Origin of the sequence: Streptomyces sp. NPDC006458 (genome assembly GCF_040612135.1) — a bacterium.
GTDB lineage: Bacteria > Actinomycetota > Actinomycetes > Streptomycetales > Streptomycetaceae > Streptomyces.
This window is the reverse complement of sequence record NZ_JBEXPR010000010.1, coordinates 1-23,120: the sequence shown is the minus strand read 5'-3', so window position 1 is coordinate 23,120 and position 23,120 is coordinate 1. Positions and strand designations below refer to the sequence as shown.

The following is a 23,120-nucleotide window of genomic DNA, read 5'->3' as shown; positions in this document are numbered from 1 at the left end:
CGATGACGACCCCTGGTTTCCTGCCCACGCATGTCGTCCCGGGCAGCGGCATGCCCGCCTGGGAGGCTCCCGACCCGGCCCGGCGCACCGTGCCCCTGGACCCGCTGCTGCCCGTCCAGCTGCTGGAGCGGCGCGGCGACTGGGGCCGCGTCCTGTGCGCCAACGGCTGGTCCGCCTGGGTCGACGGCCGCCTCCTGGTCGCCGTACCGCAGGACCCGCCGACCGCCGGGCCGCCGGACACCACCGCCGATCCCCGCCCGCTGCTCGCCCGCGCCGAGCGGACCCTCGCCCGCTACCGGGCCGCCGTCGAGGAGCGGGCCGCCGGTTCCCTGGACGGCGAGACCTTCACGGACCGCACCCGGGGCCTGCGCCTGGGCATCGTCGTCGACGGCGACGCGGTGTGGCTGTACGACGCCGAGAACGGGCGGTGGGTGTACGGGGACGGCGTACGCGAGGCCGTGTACGCCACCGACGAGGAGCCACGGCGGTCGGCCGCCGTGGACCCCTTCCACGCGCCCACCCAGGTCGTGAAGCCCGATGGCCCGTGACACGAGCCTGTTCTCCGGGAGGCCCTCCGAGCTGATCGGCCGGCAGGTCGCGGGCTACCGCATCGAGCGGGAGATCGGCCGCGGCGGCATGGCCGTCGTCTACCAGGCCCGCGACCTGCGCCTGGAGCGCACGGTCGCGCTGAAGCTGCTGGCACCGGAGCTGGCCCGCAACGACACCTTCCGCCGCCGCTTCACCCACGAGTCCCGGGTGGCCGCCGCCCTCGACCATCCGAACATCGTGCCGGTCTTCGAGGCGGGCGAGACCGACGGCGTCCTGTACATCGCGATGCGCTACGTCCCCGGCAGCGATCTGCGCCATCTGCTGGACCGCCAGGGCCCGCTGCCGCTGTCCGCCGCCCTGCGCATCGTCGCCCAGGTCGCCTCCGCGCTGGACGCGGCCCATGAGCACGGGCTGGTCCACCGGGACGTCAAGCCCGGCAACGTCCTCGTCGCCCGCGGCACCGACAGCGACCACCCCGAGCACGTCTACCTCACCGACTTCGGCCTGACGAAGAAGTCCCTGTCGCTGACCGGCTTCACCTCGGTCGGACAGTTCGTCGGCACCCTGGACTACGTCGCCCCGGAGCAGATCTCCGGCCGCCCGGTCGACGGCCGCTGCGACGTCTACGGCCTCGCCTGCGTGGTCTACGAGATGCTCACCGGCCGCCCGCCGTTCCGCCGCGACGACGACATGGCCCTGCTGTGGGCCCACCAGTACGACGACCCGCCCCCGCCCACCGAAGTCCGCCCGGGTCTGCCCGCGGCGGTCGACCCCGTCCTCGCCAAGGCCCTCGCCAAGAGCCCCGACGACCGGCACGACTCCTGCCTCGCCTTCGTGGCGGACCTGCGGGCCGCGGCGGCCGCCGCGCAGGAGGACCATCCGCCGACACAGGTCGTCGACCTGGACGCCGCGGCGAAGCCGCCGAAGCGGCCTCCCGCCTGGGCCGCGCCGCTCTTCCGGCGCTAGCTAGGGCCGGGACTCCGGCTCGCCCCGCCTGCGCACCCCGTGGGCCAGCAGGGCGCCCAGGAAGCCCGTCACCAGGCCCCACAGCAGGGCGAGGCCGAGGGCGGACCAGATGTCCGGGCGCAGGAAGATGTCGCCGCCCAGGCCGCCGCCGAGATCGCCGATGCCGAGGACCGACAGCCCGTAGTGCGCGGAGATCCGGCCGGCCAGGCAGATCATGAGCACGGTGAGGGCCAGCGCGACGGCCATGTGCACCGCGTGCTGCCAGGCGCGGACCCGGGCGGGTGAGCGGGCCGCCATCACGAACGCGGCCGCCAGCAGCAGGACGGCGTCGACCGCCACCAGCCACCACACCCGGCCGTCGTACTCGGCGAGCGAGGACAGATCGAGGTCGGCGGTCTCCTCCCCGCGCAGCACCTGGTCCAGCACATGCGGCATCGGCAGCCCGAACGGACCGTCCACCCGGCCGTGCCAGGTGGCGCCCAGCCCGATGGTCAGACACAGCCACACCAGGTTCGGCAGGCCGAGCAGGATCACCGCGAAGGTCTCGGCGGCATGGCCCCGGGTGGCCGCCACCACCAGGCCGACGACCAGGCCGAGGCCGACGTAGGCCAGGAGCAGCAGCACCATGGCGTACGCGGCAGGGCGCACGGACGTCTGGAAGCGCAGCAGCCGGCCTGGCAGCGGCGCCCCGCGCGAGACCAGCAGCGCGAGGAAGAGGACTCCGGCCAGCCACAGCACGCCAAAGAACAGCGTCGGCGGCAGGTCCGTCTCGAAGCTCACCTCGGGCGAGATGCCGAACACATCGCCGAGGTCGGCCACCACGGAGTCGCCGAGGGGGATCGCGAAGGTCTGGCGGGCGCCGAAGGACAGGCAGAGCAGCACGGCCAGCCACAGCACGGCGACCCGGGCCGCCCACCCGGCCAGCTCCCCGGCCCCCGCCACCGCCCGATGCCGCAGCGGACGCAGAAAGCCCGCGGCGAGCACCAGGGCGCCGACCAGGGAGACCGACAGCGGGACCACGGTCAGTCCGGCCGACGACTCGGCCAGCCCGCCGGCGTTCCCGGACAGCTCGATGGTGCCGCCGACGGCCGTGACGACGGTCGCCGCGGTCACCCGCGGGAAGGCCCCGTCGGGCAGATCGGCGGCACCGGCCGCCCACAGTCCCAGGGCGGCGACGATCCCCATGGCGAGCACCGCGGCGAGCACGGCGGCGCCGGCCTGCACCCAGCCGTGGCGGGCGACTGCCTGGTCGGAAGGGGTGTGCGGGCTCACGCTTGCCACGCTAAGCAGCCCACGCCCCGCCCGCCCGCCGGGAGGGCCGTCCGCGTCCGCTTGCGGGCCGAACGGGACCGGCAGAGACAATGGGGTCTGCACACCAGAATGGTTCAAAGCGGTACAAGGCGGTGACGTGCCGGGCGGTCGCCGTCGGGAAGAAGGCCCCGTGAGCGTCGAACCGCCGTCCTCCGGCCGCCCCACGGGCCCGCCCTCCGGCCCGCTCTCCGGTCCCAACCGGCCGCCCTCGGGCCCCGGCGAGCCACCGCCGTCGGGTCCGCCGTCCCAGCCGCCTTCCGGTCCGCCGTCCCAGCCGCCCTCGGGCCCGGGCGAGCCGCCGTCCGGGCCGCCCTCCGACTCCTTCGGCGGCGGGGCCGCGCCCGGACCGCGTCGGCCGTGGTGGCGGTCCGCGCCGCGCGTCGCGCTGCTCGCCGCCGCCGTGGTCGCCGCAGTCGTCCTGACGGTGGTGCTGACCCGCCCCGACGGCGGCTCCTCGGTCGGCTCCGGAGGCGAGGTCTTCCTCCAGGCCGCCGGCACCTCCGGGCCCGACCCCTTCACCGAGTCCACCGCGACCGACAGCACCGCGTCCACGGCCACCCCCTCCCCGGTCCCCGACGCGACGCCCTCCCGCGCCGTGCGCGGCGTGGACGGCGGCGCGCCCGGCCTCTACGGCGGCACCCGCAACGTCTCCACCTGCGACGTGGAGAAGCAGATCAAGGCGCTCCGGGCGGCCCCCGCCAAGAACAGGGCCTTCGCCTCCGTCGCCGACGTGCGGCCCGACGCCGTCCCCGGCTATCTGCGCGCGCTGACCCCCGTACAGCTGCGCATGGACACCCGCGTCACCAACCACGGCTTCCGCGACGGCGCCGCCAACCCCTTCCAGGCCGTGCTCCAGACCGGCACCGCCGTCCTCGTCGACGACCGGGGCGTGCCCCGGGTCCGCTGCGCCTGCGGCAACCCGCTGACCCCGCCCGTCGCCCAGCAGGTCGCGCCGCGGAGCAGCGGCGACCCCTGGCCGGGATACCGGCCCTCGAACGTGGTCACGGTGACCCCCGCACCGGTCGTGATCAACGTCTTCGTGCTCTACGACCACGACCTCAACGAGTGGATCCATCGCGAGCAGGGCGACACCGGCGGCCGCGACGAGCCGACCGACCCGCCCACCACACCCCCGCCCACCACACCCCCGCCGACCTCCCCGCCTCCGAGCTCCGAGCCCCCCACCACCGAGACCTCGCAACCCCCGGAGACCTCGGAGCCCCCGACGACGGAGCCGGCCCCCCAGCCCGAGCCCGTCTCGCCGGACACCCCGACCTCCGAGGCACCCGCCACCCCCGAGAGCGCACCCTCCCCGGACCAGTCGTGAGCCGGGCCCCGGACCGGTCGTGAGCCCGGCCGGGACTGCCGCGCCGCTCACTGGGTACGAGGATCTGTGCGGCAGCGATCTGCCACGCGGCCTCGGAAAGAGAAACGGATGATCGAACACCGGGACGACACAGCGACGGCGACCACCTTCGACGTGCCGGTCGAACCCCTGCGCCGGGCTACGCACTACACCGGCGAACCGGGGTGCATCGCCGAGGCGCGGGCCTTCGCGGCGCGCTTCCTCGAACGACTCAGGACCGAGTGGTGCGCGGACATCGACGAACGTGCCGAAGGCGCCGTCCTCCTCGTGGTCAGCGAACTGGTCACCAATGCCGACCGGCACAGCAACGGCCCGTACATCCTGGAACTGGAGGGCACCGACGACGCCGTCACGGTGTGCGTCACCGACAGCAGTGCCGCACTGCCGCTGCGCTTCCCCCGCGACCCCGGCCGCATCGGCCGGCACGGCCTGGAGATCGTGCACGCCCTGGCGGCGGACGTCACCGCGGAACGCATCCCGGTGGGCAAGCGGGTGCGGGCCCTGCTGGACCTGACCGGCGAGCGGGCGACGGCCGGCGGCTGACAGAACCCCGCCCTCCGGTTCCACCCAGGGCGCAACGCCGCACCCTTCCCCGCACGGCCAGGACTTCTAGGCTGAGGACGTGACCAACCGAGCGCCGAACGAAGCCCGCGTCATCCCGCTGCGCCCCGCCGACCCGATCGCGCCCAGAGAACCCCTGTGGCGCGACCTGGTCGGCGATGTGCTGCGGCGTGAACGCCTGGCCCAGGAACGCACCCTCAAGGACGTGGCCGAGGCCGCCCGGATCTCCATGCCCTACCTCTCCGAGGTGGAGCGCGGCCGCAAGGAGGCCTCCTCGGAGGTCCTCGCGGCCGCCGCGCACGCCCTGGGCCTCGGCCTCGGCGACCTGCTGTCCCGGGCCCAGGGCGAGCTGATCCGTCTGACGAGCCACCGCGGTCCCGTCCGAAGCCGCGGCGGCGCCCCCGTGTCCTCGTCCCACAACGGGCTGTGCCTGGCCGCCTGACGCAGGCTCAGACGCGGACGAGGCGCCGGCTGAGCACCTCGTCCGCGAGGCCGTACGCCACGGCCTCCTCGGCGGTGAACACCTTGTCGCGGTCCATGTCCGCGCGCAGGGTGGCGAGGTCGTGCCGGGTGTGCCGGGCGAGCACCTCCTCCACCTGGGCGCGGATGCGCACCATCTCCTTGGCCTGGAGGGCGAGATCGGACACCGTGCCCTGCCGGCCGCCCGAGGCGGGCTGGCCGAGCAGCACGCGCGAGTGCTCCAGTACGAACCGCCGCCCCGGGTCCCCGCCCGCCAGCAGCACGGCCGCCGTGGAGGCCGCCTGCCCCACACAGAACGTGGAGATGGGCGCCGACACGAACGTCATCGTGTCGTAGATCGCCATGAGCGAAGTGAAGGAGCCACCGGGCGAGTTGATGTAGATCGCGATCTCGTTCTCGGGCGCGGCCGACTCCAGATGAAGGAGCTGGGCGATGACGACGTTGGCGACGCCGTCGTCGATCTCGGTGCCGAGGAAGATGATCCGCTCGTTGAGGAGCCGGCTGAACACGTCGAAGGACCGCTCGCCCTGCGGCGTGCGCTCGATGACGTTCGGAATCGTGTAGCTCCCCATGGTCACAGTCCCATCCGTCGCTTCGTCGCGGCCGGCCGCACGTCGGCGAACGACTCCACGACCTGGTCCACCAGGCCGTACTCCCGGGCCTGATCGGCCGTGAACCAGCGGTCGCGGTCGCCGTCCCGGGAGATGGTCTCGGGCGTCTGCCCGGTGTGCTCGGCGGTGATCCGCTCGATCGTCCGCTTGGTGAACTCCAGGTTGTCCGCCTGGATCTCGATGTCCGCGGTGGTGCCGCCGATGCCCGCCGACGGCTGGTGCATCATGATCCGCGCATTGGGCAGCGCGTACCGCTTGCCGGCCGTGCCCACGCTGAGCAGGAACTGACCCATGCTGGCGGCGAAGCCCATCGCGAGCGTGGAGACGTCGTTGGGGATCAGCCGCATGGTGTCGTAGATGGCGAGGCCCGCGTGCACCGACCCACCGGGGCTGTTGACGAACAGGCTGATGTCGGTGTGCGGGTCCTCCGCCGACAGGATCAGCAGCTGCGCGCACACCCGGTTGGCGGACACCTCGTCGACCTGGGTGCCCAGCAGTACGATCCGCTGCCCGAGCAGCTGGGCGGCGAGATGGTCGTCGAACCGGGTGGGCGGCGTGTCGCCCTCCTCGGCCCGCGGGGCGAGCATGGTGAGTGGAGTCATCGGTCCTCCTCGTGCGGTCGTGGATGCCGTCGCCTCCACTGTTGCCCCACCACCGGGCCCACCGGCGGCTTCTCTGCCCGCGGCAGATCTGCTGCGGGCAGAGCGCGGACGTTCCACGGGCGCGGCGAGGGGTTTCTCCGCGCGGAGCGATGAGTTCCGCGCGGTTTCTCGCGCGGGGAGCGATGAGTTCCGCGCACTGCTCCGGTCCTTATTCGCGACCGGTTCCCCACCCCAGGAGGACGACATGACCGCCGACGGTTTCACCACGTGCCTGTGGTTCGACGACCAGGCCGAGGAGGCCGCGCAGTACTACGTCTCGATCTTCAAGAACTCCAGCGTCGACAGCGTCTCCCACTACCCCGAGGGCGCCCCGCGCCCGGCCGGTACCGTCCTGACGGCCGAGTTCACGGCCAACGGCCACAAGTTCTGCGCCCTCAACGGCGGCCCGGAGTTCACGTTCAACGAGGCGATCTCCTTCCAGATCTTCTGTTCGGACCAGGAGGAGATCGACTACTACTGGACCAGGCTCACCGGGAACGGCGGCGAGGAGGGCCCCTGCGGCTGGCTCAAGGACCGCTTCGGCGTCTCCTGGCAGGTCGTTCCGGACCGGCTCGCCGAATGGATGGGCGACGCGGACCCGCAGAAGGCGTCCCGTGCCACGCAGGCCATGCTCGGCATGAAGAAGCTGGACATCGCCGCCCTGCGGAAGGCGCACGCGGGCGAGTGACCGTGCGGTCAGCGTCCGGTGCGCTCCGCGACCGCCCAGGTGATCTCCCGCGCGATCCGCAGGATGCAGGGGGAGCGCACCGGGCACGGCTTCGGTGTGCTCGTCGTGGGGGCCGGACAGACGGAGGCACCTCAGAAGGCCTTGTCTGCTGCTCGGCGCCGCCGTCCGCACGCCGGCCCTGGCCGGGCCCTGGCCGTCCTGAACGACGACGACTTCCCCTTCTCGTCGCGACGTACGCCCGGCGAGGCGGACGACGACGAGTTCATCGCCGTCCGCCTCGCCGGGCGTACGCACGCCGCCCCGCGCGCCTTCCGTCAGACCCGGTCGGCCGCGATGAGCAGGTACTGGAAGCTGCCGTTGCGGTAGGCGTCGAGGAACGTGTCCTCGATCCCGGTGACCAGATGGTCGGCCTGGCGGCGCAACTCCCAGTAGGGGACGGCCGCTTCCGTCAGGTCGGCCACATGCACCGGCACCAGCCGGTTGCGGGCCATCGCCCGGAAGTACTCCGACCGCGGATGGATGTCGCAGATGTAGTGGGCGTTGATCAGGGACACCTCGCGCGAGGCCCGGCCGTAGGTGTCGTTGTAGCAGCCGGTGACGACCACATAGCGTCCGCCGGGGCGCAGCAGTCGGGAGTGCTCGGCGAACAGCAGGTCCAGCTCGACGTACATGGTGGACTCGTTGTTCCAGGACGCCGCGTACGCGCCGGACTCGAAGCCGGTGTCGAGCATGTTGCGGTGGTGGTAGCGCACCTTGTCGTCGATGCCGCGTTTGCGGGCCTGCGCGTTGGTGGTGGTGAGCCGGCGTGCGGCCTCGGTGCTGAGACTGGTGAGCTGACCGTCGGGAGCGGGAGCGGGAGCGGGAGCGGGGTCGTCGGTGACGGGATCGGCGGTGCTGTCCGGCGTGGACATTTTCCTCCCGGGTGAGGGACGGGCACATGAACGTCGACGGGCGAGCCGGTCGTGCTCGGCAACAAGCGAAACAGGAGTGACGCAAGGCGGGTACGGCGCGAAAGGGGCGGCTTCGCGCGTCTGCGGGGGCAAACATTCCGGTTGAGGCGGACGGCACCGGGCCCCGGCCGCGCACGCCGCTCCACGCACCCCACACCCCCGGGGGCGCACGCCCCCCTCGCCGCACCCCGCGGGCCGGCCCGTACGGGAGGACGCGTTCGGCGCGCGGGCGCGGCGTGGGGTGGATAGCGTGACCTTTCGGACATGTCCCCGAATCCGAGAGGGCCGATCATGGCCGCACGACCTGAGGGAACCCCCTGCTGGGTGGACGCGATGTTCACCGACCTGGAAGGGGCCAAGAGCTTCTACGGTGACGTCCTCGGCTGGACCTTCGGCGAGTCTTCGTCGGAGTACGGCAACTACACCCAGGCCTACGCCGCCGGCAAGGCGGTCGCGGCCGTCGTGCCGCCGATGCCCGGCCAGGAGGGCGTCTCGCAGTGGTGCCTCTACATCGCCTCCCCGGACGCGGCGGCGACCGCGACGAAGATCCGCGACAACGGCGGTGAGGTGCTGATGGGGCCGATGCAGGTCGGCGACTTCGGCACCATGCTGCTCGCGCGCGACCCGAGCGGCGTCGTCTTCGGCGTCTGGCAGGGCGGCACCCACGAGGGCTTCGAGGCGCCGCCCGAGCAGCCCGGCGCGTACTGCTGGGCCGAGGTGTTCACTCGCGAACCGGAGAAGTCCGACACCTTCCTGCCGGCTGTCTTCGGCTACAGCGCGAAGCAGATGCAGGACGACAACGTCGACTTCCGCATGTACAACCTCGGCAAGGACACCGTCCTCGGCCGGATGCGGATGACGGACGAGTTCCCGCCCGAGGTGCCGCCGTACATCAACGTCTACTTCTCGGTGCCCAACTGCGACGAGGCCGTGGAGAAGGCGACCGAGCGGGGCGGCGTGCTGCGGTTCGGCCCGATGGACACGCCCTTCGGCCGCTTCGCCGCGATCAGCGACCCGCAGGGCGCCAACTTCTCGGTGATCGACCTCACGACGACCGCGGGTGAGATGCCGCGGAGCACCGACGTCTGAGGCGGGGCTTCCGAGGCGGGGCGTCCGAGGCGCGACTGGGCGGCCCGCCGGCCCATGGCATGATCGGACCCATGCGTGAACGTGTGGTGGCCGCGTGCGACGGGGCGTCCAAGGGAAACCCCGGACCGGCGGGCTGGGCCTGGGTCGTCGCCGACGCGTCTCAGACGCCCGACCGCTGGGAGGCCGGACCGCTCGGCACGGCCACCAACAACGTCGCGGAGCTCACCGCGCTGGAGCGTCTGCTGACGGCGACCGACCCGGCCGTACCCATCGAGATCCGCATGGACTCGCAGTACGCCATGAAGGCCGTCACCGCCTGGCTGCCCAACTGGAAGCGCAACGGCTGGAAGACGGCCGCCGGGAAGCCGGTCGCCAACCAGGAGCTCGTGGTCCGCATCGACGAGCTGCTCGTGGGCCGCGACGTCGAGTTCCGCTACGTCCCCGCGCACCAGGTCGACGGCGACCGGCTCAACGACTTCGCCGACCGGGCTGCCAGCCAGGCGGCGAGCATCCAGGAGAGCGCGGGCAGCGCCCTCGGCTCCCCCGAGCCGCCGCCCGCGCCCGACGTCCCGGCCAAGGCCCCGCGCCGCAAGCCCGCCGCCCGGGGTGCCCGCGGCGGCGGGGCCGGGAGCGCGGGGTCCTCGCGCACGATCAAGGCGAAGTTCCCCGGCCGCTGCGGGGTGTGCGGCCGTTCCTACGCGGCGGGCGAGCAGATCGCCAAGAACGCCTCCGGCTGGGGCCACCCGGAGTGCCGCTCGGCCGACGCCTGACGGCTTCGCCGCCTGATCAGGCCGCGTCGAAGGTGTAGTGCGCCGTGTGGTCCAGCAGGTCGGCCGGGCGTACGTCGTTCCAGGGCGTCATCGTGTCCTGGAGATCGACGACGTCCGCGGTCCCGGCGGCCGGGAGATAGCCGGAGCCGGGGTGACGGCGCTGCCAGTCGGCCCACAGCTTGTCGATGTAGGCGTGGTGCAGCCAGAACACCGGGTCGTTGGGGGAGACCCCGGTGGCCATCTGCCCGCCGACCCAGACGTGGACGCGGTTGTGCAGGTTCACCCCGCGCCAGCCCTCCAGATGGTTGCGGAACCCGTCCGCACCGCTGTTCCAGGGCGCCATGTCGTACACCGGCATCGCCAGCACCGACTCCACCTCGGCCCGGGTGGGCAGTTCGCGCACGGACGTGCCGAGCGAGCGGCGCAGGAACGTACGGCCGTCGACGCGGACGTTGACCGGCCAGTCGCCGGTGGATGCGGCGAACGGCCCGTCCATGACCCGGCCGTCGAGGCCGCGTCCGGTGCCGCCGAGGAAGTCCGGTGCCCACAGCGAGGAGCGCGTCGAGCGGTCGGCGGACCAGTCCCAGTAGGGCAGCGCGACCGTGGCGTCGACGTCCTGGAGGGCGCGCTCGAAGTCCAGCAGGAATCTGCGGTGCCAGGGCAGGAACGACGGCGAACGGTGGCCGGTGCGGGGGCCGTTGTCGGTGTCGGCGACGATGAACTGGTTGTGCGTGCTGACGAAGGTGTCGTAGCGGCCGCTGCGCTTGAGTTCGAGGACGGCGGCGACGAAGCGGCGCTTCTCGTCGGCGGTCAGGTTCGCCTGGTTCTTGCGGACGGTCATGTGCGGTGCTCCAAGTGCGTGTGGTGCTTCAAATGCGCTTACGGCGCCGTCAGTTGGCGGGGAAGGGCAGCAGTGCCGCGCCCTGCAGCTCGTCGACGGCCGCGCGGGCGGCGGCGCGCGGGGTGGTCACGGGGTCGTAGTGGCTGACGACGCTGATCCAGGTGCCGTCGGCGTTCCGCATCACATGCAGTTCGACGCCGTCCACGAACACCGCGTAGCCGGTGCCGTGGTGATGGCCGCCGCCGGCCCGGCCCTGTATCCGGCGGCCCTTGTAGACCTCGTCGAAGGGCTGCGGGCCGCCGTGGTGGTGACCGGCGGGTGCGGCGGCGGAGTGACCGGCGGACGTGCCCGCGGTGGCGTGGGGTGCGGCGGCGACGGCGGCGGCGGTGGCGCCGACCGCGGCCGCGGCGGCTCCGGCGGCTCCGGCGGCGAGCGCGCGACGACGGGTGAGTTCCGGCATGCGGACCTCCTGGGTTCGGGGAACGGATGTCGTCGCATGCCTATCGGGCCGTGGCGAACGGCCGGAAATCCCTTCGAACCGGTTGGCTCCGATCCGGACAATTACTTACATGTCATGCAAGTTTGAACCAAGATGATCTTGCTGCGGACAGGTCTCGGTCTGCCCGGAAGGGGGAATTCCTTCCCTTTCGCGGCGGGTTCGCGGTGATCTTTCGCGTTACCTGCGGTCGGTGCGGGGCGCGACCCGCTCGGAGAAAGTGACGCGTTTCGCGACCCTCGCGCCTGCTACCCTGCGTCGCGAATCAACCGCTCTGAGTAATGACCAGGGGTGCGCGTGAAGGTCGTCATCGCCGGAGGCGGGCCCGCCGGCCTGTATCTGTCGATCCTGCTGAAGATCCAGGATCCCGCCCACGACATCACCGTCCACGAGCGCGATCCGGAGGGCTCGACCTACGGCTGGGGCGTCACCTACTGGCAGGGGCTGCTCGACAAGCTCCACGCCCACGACCCGGAGTCGGCGCGGGCCGTCGACCGGGCCTCGGTCCGCTGGAGCGACGGCGTCGCCCAGGTCCGCGGCCTCAGCACCCGCAACCACGGCGACCAGGGCTTCGGCATCGGCCGCCACCGCCTGCTGGAGATCCTCGCCGACCGGGCCCGCTCCCTCGGCGTCCGGCTGCGCTTCGAGCACGAGGTCACGGACCTGGGCGCGTGGACGGCCGAAGCCGACCTGGTGGTCGCCGCCGACGGTGTGCGCAGCGCCCTGCGCACCCGGCACGCCGGCCACTTCGGCACCGAGGTCGAGGCCGGCCGCAACTCCTACATCTGGCTCGGCACCACCAAGGTCTTCGACGCCTTCACCTTCTCCTTCGTCGAGACCGAGCACGGCTGGATCTGGTGCTACGGCTACGGCTACAGCGACACCCACAGCACCTGCGTCGTCGAGTGCGCCCCCGCCACCTGGACCGGGCTCGGCCTCGACCGGGCCGCCGGGGCCGACGGACTGCGCGTGTTGGAGAAGCTGTTCGCGGACGCCCTCGACGGCCACCCGCTCATCGGCCGCGCACAGTCCGACGGCAGCGCGCAGTGGCTGAACTTCCGCACCCTGACCAACCGCACCTGGCACCGCGACAACCTGGTCCTGCTCGGCGACGCCGCCCACACCACCCACTACTCCATCGGCGCGGGCACCACCCTCGCCCTGGAGGACGCCATCGCCCTGGCCGCCGCCCTGCGCGAGCACCCCGCCCTGCCCGACGCCCTCGCCCGCTACGAGCGCGAGCGGCAGGAGGCCCTGCTGTCCGCGCAGAGCGCGGCCCGGCACAGCGCCCAGTGGTACGAGAACCTGCCGCGCTACATCCGCCTGCCGCCCCAGCAGATGTTCGCCCTGCTCGGCCAGCGCCACTCACCGCTGCTGCCGTACGTCCCGCCCCAGCTGTACTACCGACTCGACCGCGCCGCGGGCCAGTTGGAGGCGCTGCGCCGCCTCAAGCGATGGCTCGGGCCGAAGCTGGCCCGCGGCTCCCAGGCCCGCACCCTGGAGTCCCGCAAGTAACGGGCCCGCTCAGCCCAGCAGCCGGTCCAGGAAGGCGTTGCCGAACACATGGTGTGGGTCGAGCCGGTCCAGGACGCCGGCCGCCCGCCCCCACTCGGCCTCCCCGAACGAGGCCGGTACGACCGTGCCGGTCACCTCCTCGTCGCTCCAGGCGGCCGTGTCGGTGTACGCCCACCCCTTGGACCACTCCACCCGGGCCAGGGCGCGGCCGCCGTCGAAGGCGCTCAGCAGGAACCGCTCCAGCTCGCGCAGGAAGGGCTCCGCGTCCTTGGTGCCCGGCAGCGTCAGCACGTCCAGCCACACCGCCGTGTCCCAGTCGGGACGTCCCCCGACCGGACGCAGCGCCGACAGCAGCGGCACCCTCGCGCCCGCCGACTCCGCCTCGGCCGGGTCGTCCAGCCCGGTCACCCGGATCTCCACCGCGCCGTTCACCGGGAAGCGGCCCTGCGCCGCGTACGCCGTCAGCCGCTCCCGGTAGAACGCGGTGAACTCGGCGACGACGCGCTGCACTTCGGCCCGGGACGTCAGCACCGCGTACCCGTTGGCGTGCACCCGCAGGGTGGTCGGGCGGACGTACAGCAGCGTGTTCTTCGACGGCCCCCAGAGGTCGGCGGACAGCGTCGTCACCAGTCCCAGCGCGGCCACGTCGAACTGCGCGTTGCCCAGCACCGGAGCCAGGTACCAGGCGCCCTCCGTCACGATCCGTCCCACCAGATCGGCGACCACCGTCGGAACACTGTCGGAGAACGGGTAGTTGTACGGCCGTGTCACCCGCCGCGAGGTGAGCGGCCGGGTCGGCGCCACGCTCCACACCTTCAGCCACGGGTGCTCGGTGAAGGCGAACCAGATCGCCTCCACCCGCCCCGACTCCTCGACGAAGCTCGCGAGGGTGCGCCGGGCGCCCGAGTCCGGTGCGGCGAACAGTTCGGCGGCCGGGATGTCCGTGCGGCTGACGCAGCGCAGACTGGCGTTCGTCCCCACGCGCAGCACGACCTCCGTGACCAGCGCCCGGCCGAGATGGACGAGCAGGGCCGCGCAGTCCGTCTCGTCGCGTCGGAAGGTGCGCAGCGTGTAGGCGCCCGCCTCCGGGTCCCAGACGACCGCGGTGAGCGAGAGCACCAGATTGCTCAGCGACCCGTACGTGTGTCCGGCCGGCCGCCGCTCACCTTGTGCCGGTACGGCCGTGCCGTGCGCGTCGACCGCCAGCGCGCCGCCGAGCGTGAGGTCGCCGGGAGCGGGCACGGCCGTCAGCCCCAGACCGTGCTCCTCCAGGCGGGTGAGCAGGGCCTCCATGGTCACGCCCGTCCCGGCGCGGACGGTACCGGAGGACTCCACGCTCAGGCCGGTCAGACCGCGGGTGGTGTCGACCAGCAGCACCGGAGCCCCGGCCGGGGTGCCGGCCGGGATCGTCAGCGGCGACCAGCCGTGCGAGGCGCCCCTGGCCCGCACCCGCGTGCCGTGCCGCCAGGCCCAGTTGACGGCCGCCACCACCTGCCCGGGGGTCTCCGGAGCGCAGGCCCACAGCCCGTGGGCGGTGATGTCCCCGACCCAGTTGCGGTACGCCGTGCGGTACAGCGGCACGTCCGCGGGGAAGTCCGGCAGCTCCACGGCGGCCACCGCCGGATCGGCCCGGACCAGCACGGGTCCGGCCGCCAGGGCGGCGGCCGAGGAGAGGAAGCCGCGGCGGCTCAGCGCGCCGGGCGGGGAGGGCTCATGATCGGTCACGGCCACACCGTAGGGTCGGCGCCCGCCACGCCCGGCCCGCGGCCGATTCGCCTCACCCGCGTGGGTGACGGCTGTGCGAATCACCGCCGTTTGAGGGTCCGATGTCACGGTACCCGGTGCGCATGGCAGAGCCGACGCAGCGCACGGGCCGCGACGAGACCCGGGAGGAGCGCGCCGACCGCATGTGGGGTGAGCTGCTCCAGGAGGTCCGTGTGGCCCAGATGGGGGTGCAGATCCTCTTCGGCTTCCTGCTGACCGTGGTGTTCACGCCGACCTACCGCAGGCTGGAGGACACCGACCAGACGATCTACATGGTGACCGTCGTGCTGGGCGCCGCCGCCACCGGCACCCTGATCGGGCCTGTCTCCCTGCACCGGCTGGTCTCCGGCCAACGGGTGAAACCGGAAGCGGTGCGCTGGGCCTCGCGCTTCACCCTGGCCGGACTCGTGCTGCTGCTCGCCACCATGACCGGCTCCCTGCTGCTGATCCTGCGGGTGGCGACCGACGGGGACTTCGTCCCCTACCTGGTCGGGGGGGTCCTGCTCTGGTATCTGCTGTGCTGGTTCGGCATCCCGCTGTGGGCCAGGCACCATCACACGGACCGCTGAGCCGCCGTCGCCCGCGCGAGCTGCCGGTCGTGCGCCCGGCCGAGCAGCAGGAGCGAGACCGTGGCGCCGACCAGGGCGCAGAACATGTCCCACTGGGTGTCCCACACATCGCCCTGGGTGGCCAGGAACGCGTCCGCCGAGTGCCCGCCGATCACGGCCGCCGCCCATTCGAACATCTCGAAGACCGCGCTGAAGGCGAGGCACGCGCACACTGTCAGCGGCGCCAGCCAGCGGCTGCCGCGCAGCGGCGAGGTACGGCTGAGCAGCTCCCGGACCAGGATCGCGGGTACGAAGCCCTGCATCAGATGCCCGAAGCGGTCGTAGGGATTGCGCTCCAGGCCCAACGTGTCGCGCACCCAGTCACCCATGGGCACCTCGGCGTACGTGTAGTGGCCGCCCAGCGACAGCACCAGGGCGTGCGCAGCGAGCAGCCCGCACAGCAGCCCGGTGAGCGGGAAGCGCCGCCAGGTCAGGGCGACCAGCGGCAGCCCGACGAGCACCCAGACCGTCTCCAGGAACCACGTCGTACGGTCGTGCGGCGCCCAGGCGGACACCGCGAGCCCCGCGAGGGCCACCGCGGCGAACACGAAGGGCGGCACCCGGCGGCGCGGGGCGGCGGTACCTGCGGGCAGGACGGACAGGGCGGTCATGGGTCGACTCCTCTTCGTGGGAGCCCCATCGTGGCGGCGGCCCGAGGACGGCGACATGAGTACGCGTACTCAACCCCGGGTGGGGGCCGGGACCTCACTCCCCGGAGCGGCCCTCCTGCGCCCCGCGCAGCGCCGTGATGCAGCCGGCGACGGCCACCTGGAGTTCCTCCAACTGCTGGACCATGTCGTCCTCGTAGAAGTCCTGCGCGTCGTCGAAGGTCAGCTCCTCGAACGCCTTCGTCGCCTTCTGCAGGCTGCTGTAGAACCTCGTCCGACGCTCCTGGACGCGCAGTTCGGGGTCGGCCTCCACGGCCTCGGCGACCAGCGACTTCATCGTGCCGTACGCCTCGGTCGCCCAGTCGCCGCAGTCCTCGTCCTCCTCCAGCTCGTCGATCAGCGACAGATGCCGCTCGGCCTCCTGCCGCACATCGACCGGGGCGTCGACGGTCTGCCCGGCCGGGGTGCGGATCTGGCCGGACTCGGCGATCTGCCGGACGTAGCCGATCCGGTCCGCCGCCCTGCTCTCGCTGGCGACGGCCTTCTTCAGATCGTCCGTGCGGACGACGTCCCGCGCCAACTCGGCCTGGAGTTCCGGGTCCTCGCGCACCCGGTCGAGCAGCGCCCGGCGGGCGGCGCGGGCGGTGGAGGGATCGGCAAGGATCGCGGCGCGCAGCGCGGTCGGGTTCTCGGCGACCTCCAGCGCCTTCGTCGGCCGGATGCCCTCGGCCTCGGCGGCCTCCGTGATGGCGGTGCCCCGCTCGGAGGCGGCGCTGGAGCGGGCCGTGTAGTAGCTCGACCACGCGTCCGCGTCCGGCAGTTCGACCTCCTGGCCCGGCGCGAGCGCCTCGAACTGCGGCACGAGCGCGTCGTCCGCGGCCCGGTCCCACGCCTTGTAGTAGCGCATGACCCGCTCCGCGGAGCACCCGGCCAGCTCGGCGAACTCCTTCGCCGACACCTTCGGTGTCTCCTGCGCGCCCTGGCCGCCCGGCCGCACGCTGCGCGCCACCATCAGGGCGAAGGCCCACCCGCCGGTGCGCGCGTACGCGCCGAACTCGCGCGCGTCACGCGCCACGAGATCGGACAGCGGCGCGGGGGAGGCGGGGGTCGGGTCGAGCGGGGCGGGCGCCAGCGTCACGGACGTTCTCCTGGTAGCGGGGTCGCGGGGACGCGGGGCCGGGGCCGCGTCCGGTGCGGACGGAAAGCCTATATCCACCCTTTCGCCGATCTTCGCCACCCCCACGGCCTGTCCGGCGAATCCCGGCCCGCCGGGCGCCGCCCGGCCCGCGCTCCCCGGAGGGGATATCCCCCGCCGCGTCGCCCCGGTCCTGACCCACGCCTCGAAAAGAGGCTCGATATCCGGGCCCCGCCCGGACAGGATGGCCCCATGACCGCGCGCCCCCTGCCCTTCAGCACCCCGGCCGCCCAGGGTGTCGACGCCACCGGTGTCCTCGCCCTTCTCGACGCCCTCGACGCCGCGCCCGACATCGAACCTCACAGCCTCATGATCCTGCGCCACGGCCGGGTCGTGGCCGCCGGCTGGTGGGCGCCGTACACCCCCGAGCGCCCCCACCTGCTGTACTCGCTGAGCAAGAGCTTCACCTCGACCGCCGCGGCCTTCGCCGTCGCCGAGGGGCTGATCGGCCTCGACGACCCGGTGATCTCCCACTTCCCCGAGTTCGAGGCCGAGATCACCGACCCGCGCAGCCGCGCCATGCTCGTCCGGCACGCGGCGACCATGTCCAGCGGGCATCTCGCCGAGATGGTCGACGCCGCCTACGGCACCGACCCGGCCGAGCCGGTCCGCGGTTTCCTGCTCCACCCGCCGGAGCGCGACCCCGGCACCGTCTTCGCCTACAACCAGCCCGCCACCTACTCCCTCGCCGCGATCCTCCAGAAGGTCACCGGCCAGCCGCTGAGCGTGTATCTGCGCCCCCGGCTGCTGGACCCGCTCGGCATCGGCGAGGCGGCCTGGCTGCGCGACGGCACCGGCCGCGAACTCGGCTTCAGCGGACTGCATCTGACCACCGACGCCGTCGCCCGGTTCGGCGAGCTGTATCTGCGCGACGGTGTCTGGCGGGGGCGGCGGCTGCTGCCGGAGGGCTGGGTCGCCGAGGCCACCCGCGCGCATGTGCCGACCGACGGCGGCATGGGCTTCAGCGACGTCCCGGACTGGGACCAGGGCTACGGCATCCAGTTCTGGCGCTCCCGCCACGGCTTCCGCGGCGACGGGGCGTACGGCCAGTTCTGTCTGGTGCTGCCCGAGCAGGACGCCGTGGTCGTGACGACCGCGGCCACCGAGCAGATGCAGACCGTGCTGAACCTCGTCTGGCAGCACCTGCTGCCCGCCTGCGGGCCCGCCCCCCTGACCGGCGCCGACGAGGCCGACGCCGCCCTGCGTGAGCGGCTCTCCCGGCTCGCGCTGCCGCCCGCGGCCGGCGAACCCGCCCCGCCCGAGCGCGCCGAGGACTGGGCCGGGGCGTCCTTCACCCCCTACGGCGGTGTCTGCGCGGACCAGCGCAGCCTGAACGGTGTCGAGCTGGACTCGGGCCCCGACGGCTGGACAGCCACCCTGACCGAGAACGGCCACCGGATCGCACTGCGCCTCGGCACCGGCGGCTGGACCGTGAGCGAGGAGCCGCTGCCCGTCGCCGTCAGCGGCGGCTGGGCCGACCCGGGCACGCTGGAGTTCGAGACGCAGTTCCTGGAGACCCCGCACCGGCTGGTGATCACCTGCACGCTCGCCGACCGCGCCTTCCGGGCCCGCTGGCGGACCGCGCCGCTGCACGGCGCCCGGCTGGACCGCCTGCGGGCGCCGGTGACCCGGGCCTGAACACCCGTCAGCCGCGGGACACCCGTCACCCGGGCCTGACACCCCTCACCCAGGCCTGACACCCCTCACCCAGGCCTGACACCCCTCACTCGGGCCGGAAACTCCGCAGGAAGACGTCCAGTGCCGCGCGGTTGGCGGCGCTGTCCCAGTCGGCGGCGGGTGTCGACCAGCGCAGCGAGTAGCCGCGGCCGCCGCCGACGAGGAAACCGCGGCCGAGGGTGCGCACCCGGTCGTCGCCCGCCGTGGTGACCCACTGCATGTCCGCCGCCCTGCGGCCCTGGTACGTCAGCGCCCGGATCGCCCCGATCCGGCGGTAGCCGCCCGCCGCGCGCAGCCCCGGCTCCACCTCCCGCCAGACGGCGACCGGGTCCGGGCCGAGGCGCTCGCTGTAGGTGACGGTGAGCGTGCGCGGCTCGCCGGACCGGCCGAGGACCACGCGATAGGCCAGGTCCGCCATCCGGGTCGTGCTCAGCGGCGCCCAGCCCTCGGGCAGATCGACGGAGAAGCCCTCGGGGGAGTCGTACGTGCGGAAACCCGCGGTCGGAGCGGGGGCAGCCGCCGCGGGCCCGGAGGGCGGCACGGCCGACGCGCCCGGCGCCGTCGGGGCCGGGTCGGCCGGAGTGGTGGTCCTGGGCGCCGTACCACCCGACGCGGCCGTGTCGGAGCCGGACAGCGCGCCCGTCGCGACCAGCACCGCCAGCGCGACCGTGACGACCGCCAGGGTCGTGCCGACGGCCAGCATGCGCCCGCCCCGGCCCGAACCCGCGTGCCGCACGGACGCGTACGCCCGCCGCAGCCGGGGACGCTGCAACACACAGGACGCGTCGGACTCCTCGCGCAGCGCCCGGTTCAGCGCCTCCCGGACCACCGGCCGGGGCAGCCGCTCCCGCGAGTTCTTGCGGAGCAGCCCCTGCACGGCCCGGCCGAGCGGGCCGGCGCGCACCGGGGCGCGCAGCGGCAGCCGGTCGACGCCCTTCAGCGTGACCTCGGGCCGCTCGCGCTCCCGGTACGGCGGACGGCCCTCCACCATCGTGTAGAGGATCGCGCCCAGCGCCCACAGGTCCGCCGCCGGACCGATCCGCTCGTCGCGTGCCTGCTCGGGCGAGGCGTACGACGGGGCCGCCAGCCGGGGGGCGAGCGTAGAGCCCGCCAGCCCGAACCCGCCCACGACGGCCGGGCCGCGGTCCGGGACGATCACCTGGCCGGGGCTCAGCTCACCGTGTGTGATGCCCGCGGCATGCGCGGCGTCCAGTACATCGAGCAGCTCCAGACCGATCCGCGCCGCCCGCACATAGTTCAACGTGCCCCGCTGGGCGATGAGTTCCCCGAGCGGAGTGCCGCCCACCCAGTCCGTGACCGTCCACAGCGCGCCCGCCCAGGTCACCGCGTCCAGGACCGCCGGGACCCGGTCCGGACACAGCGACCGCATGGTCTCCGAGGCACGCAGCACCCGGCCCACCGTCCGCCGTGCCGCCTGCTCGTCCAGCCCTTCGGGCAGCCCCACCTGTGTCAGCAGGCACGGTCGTCCCGTCTCCAGGTCCTCGCCGTACCATCCGACCCGGTTCGTCTCCTGGTGCACCATGTGAAGGGGCCGGTATCTGCCGGCGATCAACTCTTCCGCGGAGACATGCGCCTCGACCATCGTCATTCCCTCGCTGCACCCCTGGCTGCCACCCTTTCCCAGAGGTACGGCGGGCGAGCGGCCGGGTGTTCAACGGTCGTGACAACGTTGACTCACCGTCAGGACGAATCGTCCGCGGCGGGGAGCAGCCCGAAGCGCCGCGTCCATGCGGCCATGTCGGCGGGCGAGGCGTTGCCCCCGCACACCACCAGGCCGAGCCGGGCACCCTCGCCGACCCGTTCCAGGACCTGACGGGCGGCCGGCAGCAGACAGCCCGCGGCCGGCTCGGTCCAGAGCTTGGCGTGCTCGGCGAACTCCAGCGAGCCCCGCACCGCCTCCCGGTCGGGGACCACCAGCACCTCGGTGACCAGGGCCGCCACATGCTCGTAGGTCAGCCGGGACACGGACGGGGCGCTCAGGGTGCTCACGATCGAGGACAGCGGCACCGGCACCGGGCCGCCCGCCGCGAGGGCCGCGGACATCGCCTCGGCCCCCTCGGTCTCCACGCCCCACACCCGCACCCCCGGCCGAAGCGCCGTCAGCGCCGCGGCGACCCCGGAGATCAGCCCGCCGCCACCGATGCTGACCAGTACGTCCGTCAGCTCCCCGGCGTCCGCGGCGAACTCAAGCCCCACGGTGCCCTGGCCCGCGATCACCAGCGGGTCGTCGAAGGGGTGCACCAGGGTCATGCCCTCGTCGCGCAGCCGCTCGGTCAGCGCGAACGCCTCGTCCATCGCGTCGGTCAGCCGCACGGAGGCCCCCGCCGCCTCGGCGATGCGCACCGCACGGGCCGGGGCCGAGCGCGGCATGACGAGTGTGGCCTTCACATCGAGGGCGGCGGCCATGGTCGCGAACGCGATGCCGTGGTTGCCGCCGCTCACCGCCACGACCCCGGCCGCGCGCTCGGCCGCCCCGAGGGACAGCAGCTTGGCCGTCGCCCCGCGCACCTTGAACGAGCCGGTGTGCTGGAGCAGTTCCAGCTTCGCGGTGACCGGTGCGCCGAGCAGTTCGCCGAGCCCCGGGCTCGCCACGGTGGGCGTGCGGACGATGTGCCCGGCGATCCGCTCCGCCGCGCCTTCGATGTCCGAGATGCTGATCAAGACCTTGCCTTTCGCTGTGCCGCCCACCCATGAGGCCGGGCCGGGGTTGCGGAGAGGGCCGTCCTCCTGCTGTCAGGGGTCCCCGTCGCCGGGCTCCGCGCGGCTGTCAGGCGCCGAACAACTGGGTCCAGTAGGTGCCCGCCCGGCCGCCGCCCGCGAAACCGATCCCTATGTGGGTGAACCCGGCTCTGAGGATGTTCGCCCGGTGCCCCGGGCTGTTCATCCAGCCGGTGACCACCTCGGCCTCGGAGCGCTGCCCGCAGGCGATGTTCTCGCCGGTCGAGCGCCGCACGGCGCCCGCGGCGGCGGCCCGGTCCCGGGGCCCGCTGCCGTCCGGCGAGGTGTGGGAGTAGAAGTCCCGGGCCACCATGTCCGCGCTGTGCGCCTGCGCGGCCCTGGTCAGCAGCGGGTCCGTGGCGAGCGGCGGCAGCCCGGCCGAGGCGCGCTCGCGGTTGGTGAGGGCCACGACCTCGGCCTCCGTACGGCCCAGGTCGCCTGGTCCGAGCGGCCGGGCCCAAAGCGCGGTCCAGAACACGTCACCGCCCCGGTCGCCCGTCGCCCGGCCGAGACCCGCGTGGGTGAACACGGCGTCGTGCACCGTGCGCCGGGCCTGGTCGGTCCGCAGACAGGAGGCGAGCAACTCCTGCGGGGTGCGTGGCCCGGACACCAGATGCTCGCCGACGTTCACATACGCGTATCCCGTACGGGTCACGCGCTGGTAGACCGCCAGACCGTCCCGCCCCTCCACGCCGAGCCGTCCGGCGGCGGCCATCACCGAGGCGTGCTCCTGCGCGGCGGCCGCGAGCCGGGCATCCCATGTCACACCCGGTGAACCGGCGTGCGCGCGAGCGGAGTTGACCGGTCCGAGCCAGGCGTCGGCCACGCTGGAACCGCCCGGTTCGGTGCGGCCGGACAGGGCCGGGCCGACGCGCAGATCCACGACCGTGGGGACGGCACCCACGGGCGCGGGCCCGTCGCCCACCGAGGCCGTCGCGGTCTCCGCCTCGCTCTCCACCACGTCCACCCCGAAGTCCCGGGCGACACCGGCCAGTCCGTCGGCGTACCCCTGGCCCAGGGCCCGCACCTTCCACATGTCGCCGCGGCGGTAGATCTCCACCAGCAGCAGCACGGTCTCCGTCCGAGGGCGCGGCGCCGCGAACCGGGCGAGGGACCGGCCGTCCGGCCCGCAGACCTGGAGGACGGGGGAGGGCAGACGGCTGAACGGGGTGTCCGGCTCGTCCGGGCTCACGACGACCGTGACCCGCGTGGCGCCGGACCGCAGGGCGCCCGGATCGACGGTGAGCGTGTCACCGCCGAGGCGGGCGCCCGGCGCGGACGGCTGGTTGTAGAACACGAAGTCGGCGTCGTCGCGCACCCGGCCGCCGTCGTCGGTGATCAGCGCGGAGACGTCGAACGGCCCCGGCACCCGCACGGTCAGCGCGCCGCGCGGGAGCGCCAGATTGCCCCCGGGGACCAACGCGGTCATCACGCCCCCCTGCTGTCGTGACCAGGGACGCGGCGGCCCGGCCGTGACCCTCGACCGGACAACGCGCGGGCCGCCCGACGGGTTCCCGTACCTGGCAGGTGGCGGGCGCCGGCCCTCACCGGGTGGTGGGGGCCCGCCGGATCGACGACCGCCCCTGGCCCTCGTCTAGCCCCAACGCCGTTCAGTTAAGGGCGGGGCCGGGGCGTCAAGTGCTGGTTGTGAGCATGGTGATGTTGATGGCTGCTTTGTAGGTGGTCCGGTCGATG

The 23,120-nt window shown here is 73.4% G+C and carries 22 protein-coding genes and 2 pseudogenes; 11 read left to right on the top strand and 13 right to left on the bottom strand.

The window, feature by feature from the left end; genetic code table 11:
* The first annotated feature begins 2 nt into the window (after nt 1-2).
* Nucleotides 3-548, top strand: a complete 546-nt coding sequence (locus tag ABZZ79_RS15355) for a hypothetical protein (RefSeq protein ID WP_356689420.1) — start codon at nt 3-5, stop codon at nt 546-548.
* Complete coding sequence (locus ABZZ79_RS15350) at nt 538-1,515, top strand: serine/threonine-protein kinase (RefSeq protein ID WP_356689419.1); 978 nt, start codon at nt 538-540, stop codon at nt 1,513-1,515. The genes ABZZ79_RS15355 and ABZZ79_RS15350 overlap by 11 nt, the downstream gene beginning before the upstream one ends.
* Here the strand turns inward: ABZZ79_RS15350 and ABZZ79_RS15345 are convergent, their stop codons facing one another.
* A complete protein-coding gene (locus ABZZ79_RS15345; RefSeq protein WP_356689418.1) occupies nt 1,516-2,787 on the bottom strand; it encodes a streptophobe family protein in 1,272 nt (423 codons plus the stop codon).
* A gap of 169 nt (nt 2,788-2,956) precedes the next feature.
* On the opposite strand from ABZZ79_RS15345, the gene ABZZ79_RS15340 reads away from it, so the two are divergent.
* The 3 genes from ABZZ79_RS15340 (at nt 2,957) to ABZZ79_RS15330 (ending at nt 5,195) form a co-directional block, all read left to right on the top strand.
* Nucleotides 2,957-4,153 carry a DUF6777 domain-containing protein gene (locus ABZZ79_RS15340; RefSeq protein WP_356689417.1) on the top strand — a complete coding sequence of 399 codons (1,197 nt, stop codon included), beginning with the start codon at nt 2,957-2,959 and terminating at the stop codon, nt 4,151-4,153.
* 108 nt (nt 4,154-4,261) lie between these two features.
* Entirely contained in the window at nt 4,262-4,735 is a 474-nt protein-coding gene (locus ABZZ79_RS15335; RefSeq protein ID WP_356689416.1) for an ATP-binding protein, read from the top strand.
* A gap of 79 nt (nt 4,736-4,814) precedes the next feature.
* On the top strand, nt 4,815-5,195 hold the full coding sequence (locus tag ABZZ79_RS15330) for a helix-turn-helix transcriptional regulator (protein ID WP_356689415.1): 381 nt from the start codon (nt 4,815-4,817) through the stop codon (nt 5,193-5,195).
* A gap of 7 nt (nt 5,196-5,202) precedes the next feature.
* On the opposite strand, the gene ABZZ79_RS15325 is transcribed toward ABZZ79_RS15330, so the two are convergent.
* Complete coding sequence (locus tag ABZZ79_RS15325) at nt 5,203-5,805, bottom strand: ATP-dependent Clp protease proteolytic subunit (protein WP_356689414.1); 603 nt, start codon at nt 5,803-5,805, stop codon at nt 5,203-5,205.
* 2 nt (nt 5,806-5,807) lie between these two features.
* On the bottom strand, nt 5,808-6,446 hold the full coding sequence (locus tag ABZZ79_RS15320; RefSeq protein WP_356689413.1) for an ATP-dependent Clp protease proteolytic subunit: 639 nt from the start codon (nt 6,444-6,446) through the stop codon (nt 5,808-5,810).
* A gap of 244 nt (nt 6,447-6,690) precedes the next feature.
* Between ABZZ79_RS15320 and ABZZ79_RS15315 the strand changes: the two genes are divergently transcribed.
* Nucleotides 6,691-7,173: a VOC family protein gene (locus tag ABZZ79_RS15315; protein ID WP_356689412.1), complete on the top strand. Its 483-nt coding sequence runs from the start codon at nt 6,691-6,693 to the stop codon at nt 7,171-7,173.
* 8 nt (nt 7,174-7,181) lie between these two features.
* Here ABZZ79_RS15315 and ABZZ79_RS15310 read toward each other — a convergent pair.
* Nucleotides 7,182-7,292: pseudogene (locus ABZZ79_RS15310) on the bottom strand (SGNH/GDSL hydrolase family protein); the annotation flags it as partial.
* 195 nt (nt 7,293-7,487) lie between these two features.
* Nucleotides 7,488-7,955, bottom strand: a pseudogene (locus ABZZ79_RS15305) (methyltransferase domain-containing protein); the annotation flags it as partial.
* 459 nt (nt 7,956-8,414) lie between these two features.
* Between ABZZ79_RS15305 and ABZZ79_RS15300 the strand changes: the two are divergent.
* Together ABZZ79_RS15300 and ABZZ79_RS15295 are read left to right on the top strand one after the other, a co-directional pair.
* A complete protein-coding gene (locus tag ABZZ79_RS15300) occupies nt 8,415-9,212 on the top strand; it encodes a VOC family protein (RefSeq protein WP_356689411.1) in 798 nt (265 codons plus the stop codon).
* 59 nt (nt 9,213-9,271) lie between these two features.
* Nucleotides 9,272-9,982 carry a ribonuclease H gene (locus ABZZ79_RS15295; RefSeq protein WP_356689410.1) on the top strand — a complete coding sequence of 237 codons (711 nt, stop codon included), beginning with the start codon at nt 9,272-9,274 and terminating at the stop codon, nt 9,980-9,982.
* A gap of 16 nt (nt 9,983-9,998) precedes the next feature.
* Here ABZZ79_RS15295 and ABZZ79_RS15290 read toward each other — a convergent pair whose 3' ends face one another.
* Together ABZZ79_RS15290 and ABZZ79_RS15285 are read right to left on the bottom strand one after the other, a co-directional pair.
* On the bottom strand, nt 9,999-10,823 hold the full coding sequence (locus tag ABZZ79_RS15290) for a tyrosinase family protein (RefSeq protein ID WP_356689409.1): 825 nt from the start codon (nt 10,821-10,823) through the stop codon (nt 9,999-10,001).
* Between the two features lie 49 nt (nt 10,824-10,872).
* Nucleotides 10,873-11,283 (bottom strand): tyrosinase cofactor, encoded by a 411-nt coding sequence (locus ABZZ79_RS15285; RefSeq protein WP_356689408.1) that lies wholly within the window; start codon nt 11,281-11,283, stop codon nt 10,873-10,875.
* A 333-nt stretch (nt 11,284-11,616) separates the two neighbouring features.
* Between ABZZ79_RS15285 and ABZZ79_RS15280 the strand changes: the two genes are divergently transcribed.
* Nucleotides 11,617-12,834, top strand: a complete 1,218-nt coding sequence (locus ABZZ79_RS15280; protein WP_356689407.1) for an FAD-dependent monooxygenase — start codon at nt 11,617-11,619, stop codon at nt 12,832-12,834.
* Between the two features lie 9 nt (nt 12,835-12,843).
* Here the strand turns inward: ABZZ79_RS15280 and ABZZ79_RS15275 are convergent, their stop codons facing one another.
* Nucleotides 12,844-14,559, bottom strand: coding sequence for a cholesterol oxidase substrate-binding domain-containing protein (locus ABZZ79_RS15275; RefSeq protein ID WP_356689406.1), 1,716 nt, complete (start codon nt 14,557-14,559; stop codon nt 12,844-12,846).
* A gap of 122 nt (nt 14,560-14,681) precedes the next feature.
* On the opposite strand from ABZZ79_RS15275, the gene ABZZ79_RS15270 reads away from it, so the two are divergent.
* Complete coding sequence (locus tag ABZZ79_RS15270) at nt 14,682-15,167, top strand: DUF6328 family protein (protein ID WP_356689405.1); 486 nt, start codon at nt 14,682-14,684, stop codon at nt 15,165-15,167.
* On the opposite strand, the gene ABZZ79_RS15265 is transcribed toward ABZZ79_RS15270, so the two are convergent.
* A complete protein-coding gene (locus ABZZ79_RS15265; protein ID WP_356689404.1) occupies nt 15,152-15,817 on the bottom strand; it encodes a DUF2238 domain-containing protein in 666 nt (221 codons plus the stop codon). The genes ABZZ79_RS15270 and ABZZ79_RS15265 overlap by 16 nt on opposite strands.
* 94 nt (nt 15,818-15,911) lie before the next feature.
* Nucleotides 15,912-16,952: a hypothetical protein gene (locus ABZZ79_RS15260; RefSeq protein WP_356689403.1), complete on the bottom strand. Its 1,041-nt coding sequence runs from the start codon at nt 16,950-16,952 to the stop codon at nt 15,912-15,914.
* Between the two features lie 249 nt (nt 16,953-17,201).
* Here ABZZ79_RS15260 and ABZZ79_RS15255 point away from each other — a divergent pair, with 249 nt between their 5' ends.
* Nucleotides 17,202-18,647, top strand: coding sequence for a serine hydrolase domain-containing protein (locus ABZZ79_RS15255; RefSeq protein WP_356689402.1), 1,446 nt, complete (start codon nt 17,202-17,204; stop codon nt 18,645-18,647).
* Nucleotides 18,648-18,732: 85 nt separating this feature from the next.
* On the opposite strand, the gene ABZZ79_RS15250 is transcribed toward ABZZ79_RS15255, so the two are convergent.
* The 3 genes from ABZZ79_RS15250 to ABZZ79_RS15240 form a co-directional block, all read right to left on the bottom strand.
* Complete coding sequence (locus ABZZ79_RS15250) at nt 18,733-20,295, bottom strand: serine/threonine-protein kinase (RefSeq protein ID WP_356689401.1); 1,563 nt, start codon at nt 20,293-20,295, stop codon at nt 18,733-18,735.
* Nucleotides 20,296-20,387: 92 nt separating this feature from the next.
* Entirely contained in the window at nt 20,388-21,368 is a 981-nt protein-coding gene (locus tag ABZZ79_RS15245; RefSeq protein ID WP_356689400.1) for a pyridoxal-phosphate dependent enzyme, read from the bottom strand.
* 106 nt (nt 21,369-21,474) lie between these two features.
* Nucleotides 21,475-22,854, bottom strand: a complete 1,380-nt coding sequence (locus ABZZ79_RS15240) for a CAP domain-containing protein (RefSeq protein WP_356689399.1) — start codon at nt 22,852-22,854, stop codon at nt 21,475-21,477.
* Nucleotides 22,855-23,120 lie beyond the last annotated feature (266 nt).